Source organism: Actinomadura geliboluensis, assembly GCF_005889745.1.
Classification (GTDB): Bacteria; Actinomycetota; Actinomycetes; order Streptosporangiales; family Streptosporangiaceae; genus Spirillospora; species Spirillospora geliboluensis.
This window is the reverse complement of the sequence record NZ_VCKZ01000348.1, coordinates 1-9554: the sequence shown is the minus strand read 5'-3', so window position 1 is coordinate 9554 and position 9554 is coordinate 1. Positions and strand designations below refer to the sequence as shown.

The following is a 9554-nucleotide window of genomic DNA, read 5'->3' as shown; positions in this document are numbered from 1 at the left end:
GGGGATGAGGGCGGCGGACGGTGCCGGTCAGCGGCCCCGGTTGAGCTGCCGGGTGGGCAGCTGCCGGGTGTTGCGGCGGTTGTTCGCGAGATTGGCCGACCTGAAATCGGAGTTCTTCCGCTTGCCCTTCTTCTGGAACTTGGCGAAGGGGTCGGTTTCGGGGTTGTTAATGGCACGCATGAAGACAGCACCTCCGGGCGGTCGTGAATTCGGCCGCGAAAGGACCGACGATGGAAAAAGGGGAGCGCGCGACGGCACCGCAGGTCAGGAGACCCGCGGGTGCGGAGAAGTGCGCTACGGGAGGAGTGGGAGCGGGCCCGGAGTCACGGCGGCGGGCAGTGCTGGTACGAAACTGGTACGAAGTGCTGGTACGCAGTGCCGTGCGCGATGCCGGTACGCGGTGCCGGGGCGGCTCGACCGAAGAGGTATCAAAGCTCCATGCGGAATAGTTAGCCATAGATTCCGGGCGGTGTCAATCAGGAATTCCCGTCCGGTCGCGAAGTGGTCGTGCCATGCGCCGTGAACGTGGACGGCGGCGAAGGGAGATACATCTCCGGGAGGCGTCATGAAGCTGCTGGCATGGCTCGCCGTCGCGACGGCGGTGGTGATGGTGGCGGGCAGCCTGTCCGCGTACGGGTACTACTGGAAGCTGCAGAACGCGGTCCAGCACGAGGACGTGGACAAGCTGCTCGGCGGCAACCGGCCGAAGAAGCTGAACAGCGCGCGGAACATCATGGTGATGGGCTCCGACACGCGCGCGGGCGACAACGCCAAGTACGGGCGGGGCCTGCGGAACAAGCCGCCGGCGTCCGACACGATGCTGCTGCTGCACCTGTCGCCGGGCGGCGGGCAGGCGCTGGCCGTCAGCTTCCCGCGCGACCTGATGGTCCCCATCCCGGCGTGCACCCGCAAGGACGGGACGAAGGCGCCCGGCAAGAGCGTCGCCATGCTGAACGAGGCGATGGCCCACGCGGGACCCGCCTGCACGGTGAAGACCATCGAGCAGCTCACGAGGATCCACATCGACCACTTCGTGCAGGTCGACTTCGTGGGGTTCAAGCGGATCGCCACCGCGGTCGGCGGCGTTCCCGTGTGCGTCTTGGGTGACGTCCACGACAAGGACTCCGGGCTCGACCTCACCAAGGGCCCGCACAGGCTGAAGGGGGAGCAGGCCCTCGCGTACGTGCGCAGCCGCAAGGGGTTCGGCGACAAGAGTGACACCGCGCGCATCAAGCGGCAGCAGCACTTCTTCGGTGCGCTGGCCAAGGAGGCGATGAGCGCGGGCGTCCTCACCGATCCGGGGCGGCTGAACGAGCTGCTCAGCGCCACGGCGGAGTCGTTGACGACGGACAAGAGGCTGACCGCCTCGGAGATGGTGAAGATCGCGCAGGGGATGCGCGAGCTGAGCGCCGGCAAGCTCCGCTTCGTGACCGTGCCGTCGGGCGCCTACCCGCTGGACAAGAACCGCGTGGCGCTGGCCCGTCCGGCGTCCGACCAGTTCTTCGAGGCGATCCGCAACGACAAGGTCGTGCCCGCGCAGAACGAATCGAAGGCGCCGAAACCGAGCGCGCCGCCGGGGAAGGTGCGGGTGCTCAACGCGTCCGGCGTGGAGGGGCGCGCCGCGCAGGTCGCGGCGCAGCTCCGGGACGAAGGCTGGCAGGTGACCGGGGTCGGCAACCTGTCCACCGGGACGCAGGCGACCTACGTCCGGTACGGAACGGGTGCGGAGCCGCAGGCGCGCGCGCTCACCGGGCTTCTGCCGGGTGCGAAGGTCGCGCTGCGCGCGAAGACGCCGGCCGGTGCCGTCGACCTGGTCATCGGGACGGGTTTCACCCAGATCCGGACGTCCGGCGGCATCCCCGTCCAGCGCGGGGAGAGCCGGGCCAGCGACACCGTGTGCGAGAAGGTGGCGTGATCTGTGGGGTGCCCGTCGTTGACGCCATGAACGGCGCGCACCCACCCTGGAGGCATGCGCGTCGCGTTCGTGATCTATGACGGGTTCCAGGTCCTGGACCTGGCCGGGCCGCACGAGGTCTTCGAGCACACCGGCCGGTACGAATGCCTGGTCGCCGCGCCGCGGCCGGGGCCGGTGCGGTCGTCCGGCGGGCTGCCGGTGCACGCGGGCCTCGGCATCGCCGACCTGGCGCCCGGGAGCGTCGACACGCTCGTCGTGGCCGGCGGTACCGGGGTCGACCGGGCGCGGCGGGACACGGCGCTCGTGCGCTGGGTCGCGGAGGCCGCGGCCACCGCGCGGCGGGTCGCGTCCGTGTGCAGCGGCGCGCTGCTGCTCGCCGAGGCCGGGGTGCTGGACGGGCGCCGCGTCACCACGCACTGGGCCCGCGCGCGGCAGCTCGGGGCGGAGTACCCGCGGCTCGACGTCGACTGCGACCCGATCTTCATCCGGGACGGCAACGTCTGGACGTCCGCCGGCGTCACGGCCGGGATGGACCTCGCCCTCGCCATGGTGGAGGACGACCTCGGCCGGGACGCGGCGCACGCGGTGGCGCGGGAACTGGTGATGTTCCTGCGGCGGCCGGGCAGCCAGTCGCAGTTCAGCGTCCCGCTGTGGTCGGCGCAGCCCGCGACGGACCCGATCCGGGCGGCGGTGTCGTCCGTCCAGGCCGATCCGGGCGCCCGGCACACGATCGCCGACCTGGCCGAGCGGTCCGGGCTGAGCGCGCGGCACCTGCAGCGCAGGTTCACCGCCGAGGTGGGCGTGCCGCCCGCCGCGTACGTCGAGCGGATCCGGATCGAGGCGGCGCAGCGGGCGCTCGTGGAGGGCGACGAGCCCGTGGAGACGCTGGCCCGCCGGCTCGGCTTCGGGACGGGCGAGACGCTGCGCAGGGCGTTCCACCGGCATGTCGGTGTCGCGCCGTCCGACTACAGGGACCGATTCCGAGGGACGAGGGAGTACGCATGACCACGTACGGGCTGCTGGTGTTCGAGGACGCGGAGGAACTCGACTTCGCGGGGCCGTGGGAGGTGTTCACGGCGTCGGCGATGGTGCGCGGCCAAGGCGACGAGGCGTTCCTCGTCGCCGAGCGGACGGAGCCGGTGCGCTGCGCCAAGGGAATGAGGGTCCTGCCAGACCGCACCCTGGACGACCACCCGAAGCTGGACGTCCTCCTGGTCCCCGGTGGGCGGGGCGCAAGGCTGACCCAGCCGCACAACCGGGCGGTGACGGGCTGGATAGCGAAGACCGCCGAACAGGCCGACTGGGTGGCGAGCGTCTGCACCGGAGCGTTCCTGCTGCACGCGGCGGGCCCGGCCAAGGGGCGGAGGGTCGCGACCCACTGGTCGGAGGAGGACACCCTGGAAGCGCAGGGTGACGTGACGGTCGTCCGCGACGCCCGCTACGTCGTGGACGGGAACCTCGTCACCAGCCAGGGGGTCTCCGCGGGCATCGACATGGCGCTGTGGCTGATCGGACGCACCCACGGCCGCGACCACGTGCGCGCGGTGCGCCGCTACATCCAGTACGACCCCGCGCCGCCGTACCTGGCCGACGAACCCGTCTGATCGCCCTCGATCGGAAGGAACATTCCGTGATGATCTTCGCTTATCGGCATAATCACGGAAATGGTGATGTCGCTTCCGGTGCGGTTCCGCAGCGAGGGCGGGCGGGTGGCGGTGGAGACCGATCCACTGCACGCCCCGCTGCGCGACTTTCTCCTCAACGACCTGGGCGAGGACGTCTCCGCGATCGCCCGCGCCCGGGGCCGGCTGGGCGGCGGTTCGTCCGCGCCCTGGCAGGAGCAGTACCGCTACCACCGCCTCGACTTCGACGGCGCGATGGTCCACGTGCGGGACGTCGGCGGGTGGGCGTCCTGCGACCTCGACCCGGACGTCCTGCGGCGGTGCCTGGACGAGTACCTCCACCAGATCGGCTCGCTGCGGAGCCGGCGGAGCCTCGAACGGGTCCTCGGCGAGCCGCGCAACGGCGAACCGGTGGCGAGTTCCCTGGCCCTCGGCTCGGTCTCCCACCGGACGCAGGGCTGGGGGCTCATCCAGTCGCCGCGCGCCATGCTGGAGGACATGGCCGGGCTGACCCCGCACCCGGACGCCTGCCTCCCGCACGGCGTCCTGGAGACGGCCTCAGGCCCGTGCTGGGCCGACCTGGCCGTCCTTGACGAGGCCGGTACGCGGCTGCGCGGAGGCACCAAGACCTTCATGCCGCGCGGCATCGACCCGGAGCGCCTCATGGCGGAACTGGGCAACACCTTGACCCAGGCCCGCTTCGTCAGCGCCATCCCGGGGGCGTGGGCGGGCGTCATCGCTGGTGTTCCGGTGCACGGCTACATCGACCCGGATGCCGTCCTACGGCTCCCTTGCCAGCCGATCGAGATCGAGGGTGTCGTCCGGCACGTGCGGGTGTTCTTCCCCGAACTGGCCGATTCCGGGGTCGACCTGGAGACGGCAGCGTCCACCGCGAGCACGTTCACGCAGACCGTGCACGGGCCGCGCCACGTCCTGACCGCGTTCTTGCTCCACGACGTGCAGAGCCACCGGCACCATCTGGAGGTCGTTCGTTCCGCGCGTCCCGGCTGGGAGCACACGGGGAACGCGTGCCATTTGCGGGTCGACGTCCAGACCGTCCGGCTGGAGCACCTGTGGCTGCCGGGGCACGCCTGCGAGATGCCGACGGGCGAGTTCGCGGGCGTCCTCTACGAGTACGAACGCCACCTGACTCCCTAGCGCTGCGATCATTCTCCTTAGGCAGGGAACCGGGAGGGCGCGCGCATGGCTGTGATGGGACGACTCGTAGACCGCCTCTTCGGGCTCCCAGAGGTGCCTTCACCGGACGTACGCATGGCCCGTGACCTGCGCGTCCCCATGCCGGACGGAGTCGAACTCGTCGCCGACCTGTACCGGCCGCGCGGGGCGGGGCCGATGCCCGCCGTCCTCATCCGCACCCCGTACGGCAAGCGGCAGCCCGTGATGCGGCTGTACGCCGGGGTCCTCGCGAGGCGCGGCTTCCAGGTCGTCATCCAGAACGTGCGCGGCGTCCTCGGATCGGGCGGCGAGTTCCACGCCTTCCACACCGAGAAGGAGGACGGCCTGGCGACGCTCAAGTGGCTCCGTGACCAACCGTGGTGCGACGGCAAGGTGGCCATGGTGGGCGCGAGCTACCTCGGCTTCGCCGAGTGGGCCGTCGCGCCCTACGCAGACCCTCCGCTGGAGGCGCTGGGGCTCGGCATCACCGCGTCCGAATTCGTGAGCTCCTTCTATCCGGGTGGTGCGCTCGCCCTCCACAACACGCTCGTCTGGTCGTCGTTGATGGGCACGCAGGACGACAAGAGGACCCCGTTCCAGAAACCGGCCCACGACAGGCGCGTCCGGCAGGCGATGCGCTACCTCCCCGTGGGGGAAGCCGACACCGCCGCCATCGGACGTCCCGAATCGTTCCTGCGCGAGGTAACCGCCCACGCGGAGCCGGGTGACACGTTCTGGGAGGAGACCGACCACAGCGCCGCGGTCCCCGGCACCGCCACGCCGACCACGATGGTGACGGGCTGGTGGGACCTCTTCCTACGCGGCCAACTGCGCGACTTCACCGCCCTCCAAGAAGCCGGACGGCAGGTGCGCATCACCATCGGCCCATGGGGACATGACACCAAAGCCCTCCGCGCGATGGTCGCCGACCAGGTGTCCTGGCTGAACGCTCATTTGAACGGCGACAAGGCCCAGCTGCGCAGGGCGCCGGTAAGGCTCCACCTGCAGAAGGCAGACCAGTGGCTGGACTTCGACCAATGGCCCCCGCCCGAGACCAAGCCCACGCCGCTCTACCTGTCCCGCAGCCTCGTCTGGGACGTCCCGCCCAACAGTGACCCGGCCACGTTCACCTACGACCCTCTCGACCCCACTCCGACCGTCGGCGGGCCGCTCCTGTCACCCGGCAAGGGCGGGCAGCGCGACAACACGCGCATCGAGCAGCGCGACGACGTGGCCGTCCTGACGAGCGCGCCCCTGGACGGCGACCTCGACCTGATCGGCCCGGTCGCGGCGACGATCCACGTCCGGACGAGCACCGGCCACGGCGACTTGTTCATCCGCCTCTGCGACGTCGACCGCGACGGCGTCTCCCGCAACGTCACCGACGGCATCCTCCGCATCAGAGACGAAGGCGTGGTCCGGGCCGAGATCGAGATGCACCCGACCGCGTACCGGTTCCTGCGCGGGCACCGGCTGCGCGTCATGCTCGCGGGCGGCGCGTTCCCCCGCTTCGCCCGCAACCACGGCACCGGCGAGCCCGCCGGCCAGGCCGTCGCGTCCCGCCGCACCCGGTTCGAGATCCTGCGGGACGAGGACCACCCGTCCGCGATCCATCTCCCCGTATGGCGCGGCTAGCGCGCCGTCAGCCTGCGGCGTTCTCCGCGCGGAGTGCCTCGAACTCCTTGAGCACCTTCTTGCGGGACCTGGCCGAGAGCCGGTCGATGTAGAGCTTGCCCTCAAGGTGGTCTGTCTCGTGCTGAAGGCAGCGTGCGAGCAACCCCGTCCCCTCTACCGTGATGGCCGCACCCCTGATGTCGAAGCCGTGCACGGTCGCGTGGTCAGGACGCGCCAGACGCGCATGAGGGCCCGGTACGGAAAGGCACCCTTCCTCATCGTCGTCCAACCGCCGGTCGCCCAGCGCCGGCAGTTCCAGGACGGGATTCACAACAGCGCCCTTGCGGCGCTCACCGTCCGCGTCAGGGCAGTCGTAGACGAAGACACGCAGATCCACGCCGATCTGGTTCGCGGCCAGGCCGACACCGTCCGCTTCGTACATGCTGGCGAACATGTCGTCGGCCAGCTCCCGCAGCGCCTCGTCGAACTCCTCGACCGGCCGGCACGCCTGATGCAGGACGGGCGTCCCCACCAGCGTGATCGGCCGCACGCGTCCCGCCATCGTCTCGCGCCTCCCCCGCCGGCCGGACCGGCTCCCGCGGCCCGCCCGGACCCGCGTCCCGCAACGGTCTCCGGAGGACAAGCCTACGCAGACGCGATCACACCGTGCGTACACCCGGCGCACGCGCCCCGTTTCGGGCCGCCGCATCCCGGCCGAACGCGAAGCGTGGTCCGTTCGTCGCACACAGTCGCCCGCTTGTCGATGCGGCGGGTCGAATCCTCGAACCGGCCGGAGCTTCCTCGCTACCTTCTTCCCATCCGCCGCCGGCCGCTGCGAGCCGCTTCGGGGGGAGCGGCCGGTCCTGTGAGAGCACCCGGGGCCGGCACGGCGGAACGGGGGGAGAGGGGTCACTTCGGGGGAGTGGCCCCTCCGTCCGTTTGCCCGATCGGGGCGTCGCACGAAATGCCGCCCGCCGCGATTCGACGCTCCTCGCTCTTGAACGTCCAGCCGCGACGACTCAACCGGCCGCCAATGCGCATGGCCGCAGACGGCAACGCCTTTCATTGCCCGGCCGCGCGCGCCCGCCTGCACATGACGTTCAAAGCCCCGGCACGCTCGGCGAATATCGGGGCACCTGCCCCACCGCCTGACATTCACCGAGCGTCTCCGCAACGGGGCAGATCCGGGACCGGGCCGCCCGCCCGCGCGCCGCGAGCCGCCGCGGGCGAGGGCTTCCCGCGCCGAGGCCGCCGGGCCCGAATGGTCTCCTGGACGTTCAGCGGCACGTGGACGGTGATCTCCGCGGCCCACCCGAACCGGAATTCTTCGTCAAGGAATTCCCGCATCCGCTGAAACACTATCCGCCGGACGGCAATGGAGTGAAGATCAATCCATGCCGTCCGGCGTTTCCGGCGTAACGGCAGGCCCGCCAGAAATGGACGCGGCGAACGGGGCAGGTCGCGAAAATTTGACCCGGCGGACGTCGACTTCGCGACGCGGCTGCGGAATGGTCTCCCCCATGCATTCACGAATTCAGGCCGCCAGGGCGTCCGGACCCACCGGATGGCTGCTGGCGTTTCTCGGCGCGCGCGAGCGGGCGCTGCGCACCCACACCGGACTGGCGTCGGGCCCCGTGGAATGGCTGCTCGCCTTCCTTGAGGTCGAACGCGGCGAGCTCGCGGCGCGGCAGCGTCCCGCGGCGCTGCCGGCGCGGCGCGGCAGGCCCGAGGAGTTCCCGTTCGACCGCCGGGGCGCCCGGCCGGCCGCCCGCAGCGCGTAGAGGAAGGTCATGACCCTCGAGATGTTCCTCGCCGCCCTGATCGGCGGCGCGATCGGCCTCGCCGAACTGGTCGCGCGGTACCGCGACAGGCCGATCACCGCGTGCCTGTCGCCGGGCGGGCTGCTGTTCGTCTTCGTCAACGCCAGCGCGTCGATCGTCGCGCTGACCGCGGTGACCGCGTCCGGCTGGACGTTCGGGCTGCCCGGGACGATGCCCCCGGCGAGCCTGCTGGTCGTCCAGGTGATCGCCGCCGGGATCGGCTCCGCGGCCGTGCTGCGCATGTCGTTCGCCCCCGCCCAGGGCAGGACCACGGGCACCGGGCCGATCGCGCTCCTCAACGGCATCCTCCGGATCGCGGACGGCGAGCTGGAACGCAAGCGGGCGCTCAGCAGGCTGTCGCACAACGACCTGGCGGGCCTGTCGTTCGAGCGCGACCACGCGGCCCTCACCGAGCTGTGCTGCCACCTGATGCGCGACTTCGACCTGGCCGAGGCGCAGCGGCTCGGCGGCCTCGCCGCCGACCTCAGCCACCGCGACGACCTCACCGACGCCGACAAGCTCGACTGCTGGGGCCTGGAGCTGACCCGGCTGGTCGGCGAGCGCGCCCTCCGGCAGGCGGCGCAGCGGCTGCGGGACCGTCCCCACGAGGACCCGCGCCCGCCCGCGCACGACGAACGGCCGACCGCCCCGGTGCCCGATACCGACTACGCCACGGACCCGGCCCCGGCCCGGCCGCCCATCGCGAAGACCTCCCGCCTCGCCGCGAGCACGAACGGCAGGCCGGAACGCAAGTCCTTCAGCGATGTCTGAGACGCGATGAGATACCGGTGCACTCCCCACGGGTGCACCGGTATTTCTCCGTGCCGCCCGAACGAACCCGCTATCCCGGCGGGTTGCGCAAGGCGGAGGGGTTACGCGGATCGGGCGCGTTCTGCGCGGGTGGACGCCATTGGGGCGTTCTCGGGGGCGTCCCGTTCCTCCAAGACGGAGGCGATGCGGTGCAGTGCCTCCGCCAGCGAGACCAACGCCTGCACCTGGGCGGCCGCCATCAGGTTCCCCGGCGAGGGATCGGCGGCCTGCGCCTCCGCGGCGGCGTCAAAGGCCTGCTGGCTCCACCAATGCACGCGGCGATCCTATTCGAGGCGGCCGAGGCGTCACCTGCCGCCGCGCCGCTGGTCACCGGGACCGAAGGAAAGGTGTGACTCGTGAACACGGAACCGCGCGCGGCGCCGCCGTCCGGACGTCCGGACCCCGCGATCCCGCGCTGGGCGACGAAACCGGTGCGCCGGCTGACCGCCGGGGAGCTCGCCGAGGCGCTCACCTACCTGGAACGGCACCATCCCGACGACGACGTCCTGGGCCGTGCCCTGGCGGGGGAGTTCGCCCGGCGCACCGCGGCCTCTGAGTTCGCCCACCGGACGGCGACCACCACCGACCGTCCCGCTC

At 71.4% G+C, this 9554-nt stretch carries 11 protein-coding genes; 8 read left to right on the top strand and 3 right to left on the bottom strand.

The annotated features are described in order from the left end of the window. Positions 1 to 27 precede the first annotated feature (27 nt). Positions 28 to 180: a hypothetical protein gene (locus ETD96_RS45245; RefSeq protein ID WP_171069368.1), complete on the bottom strand. Its 153-nt coding sequence runs from the start codon at positions 178 to 180 to the stop codon at positions 28 to 30. A 385-nt stretch (positions 181 to 565) separates the two neighbouring features. Between ETD96_RS45245 and ETD96_RS34020 the strand changes: the two genes are divergently transcribed. From ETD96_RS34020 to ETD96_RS34000, 5 genes are all read left to right on the top strand, one after another. Beyond that, positions 566 to 1915, top strand: coding sequence for an LCP family protein (locus tag ETD96_RS34020; protein WP_138640590.1), 1350 nt, complete (start codon positions 566 to 568; stop codon positions 1913 to 1915). Between the two features lie 54 nt (positions 1916 to 1969). Next, complete coding sequence (locus ETD96_RS34015; protein ID WP_138640589.1) at positions 1970 to 2920, top strand: GlxA family transcriptional regulator; 951 nt, start codon at positions 1970 to 1972, stop codon at positions 2918 to 2920. Then, positions 2917 to 3519, top strand: a complete 603-nt coding sequence (locus ETD96_RS34010; RefSeq protein ID WP_138640588.1) for a DJ-1/PfpI family protein — start codon at positions 2917 to 2919, stop codon at positions 3517 to 3519. The genes ETD96_RS34015 and ETD96_RS34010 overlap by 4 nt, the downstream gene beginning before the upstream one ends. A 60-nt stretch (positions 3520 to 3579) precedes the next feature. Then, positions 3580 to 4695, top strand: coding sequence for a hypothetical protein (locus tag ETD96_RS34005; protein ID WP_138640587.1), 1116 nt, complete (start codon positions 3580 to 3582; stop codon positions 4693 to 4695). Between the two features lie 114 nt (positions 4696 to 4809). Continuing rightward, complete coding sequence (locus ETD96_RS34000; protein ID WP_205719583.1) at positions 4810 to 6348, top strand: CocE/NonD family hydrolase; 1539 nt, start codon at positions 4810 to 4812, stop codon at positions 6346 to 6348. 7 nt (positions 6349 to 6355) lie between these two features. On the opposite strand, the gene def is transcribed toward ETD96_RS34000, so the two are convergent. Continuing rightward, complete coding sequence (gene def, locus ETD96_RS33995; RefSeq protein WP_138640586.1) at positions 6356 to 6889, bottom strand: peptide deformylase; 534 nt, start codon at positions 6887 to 6889, stop codon at positions 6356 to 6358. 958 nt (positions 6890 to 7847) lie between these two features. On the opposite strand from def, the gene ETD96_RS33990 reads away from it, so the two are divergent. Further along, entirely contained in the window at positions 7848 to 8108 is a 261-nt protein-coding gene (locus tag ETD96_RS33990) for a hypothetical protein (RefSeq protein WP_138640585.1), read from the top strand. 9 nt (positions 8109 to 8117) lie between these two features. Beyond that, entirely contained in the window at positions 8118 to 8918 is an 801-nt protein-coding gene (locus ETD96_RS33985) for a hypothetical protein (RefSeq protein ID WP_138640584.1), read from the top strand. A gap of 101 nt (positions 8919 to 9019) precedes the next feature. Here ETD96_RS33985 and ETD96_RS33980 read toward each other — a convergent pair whose 3' ends face one another. Further along, entirely contained in the window at positions 9020 to 9232 is a 213-nt protein-coding gene (locus tag ETD96_RS33980; protein WP_138640583.1) for a hypothetical protein, read from the bottom strand. Between the two features lie 81 nt (positions 9233 to 9313). Between ETD96_RS33980 and ETD96_RS33975 the strand changes: the two genes are divergently transcribed. Next, positions 9314 to 9554 (top strand): hypothetical protein (locus tag ETD96_RS33975; protein ID WP_138640582.1); only part of this gene is annotated, 241 nt, incomplete at its 3' end.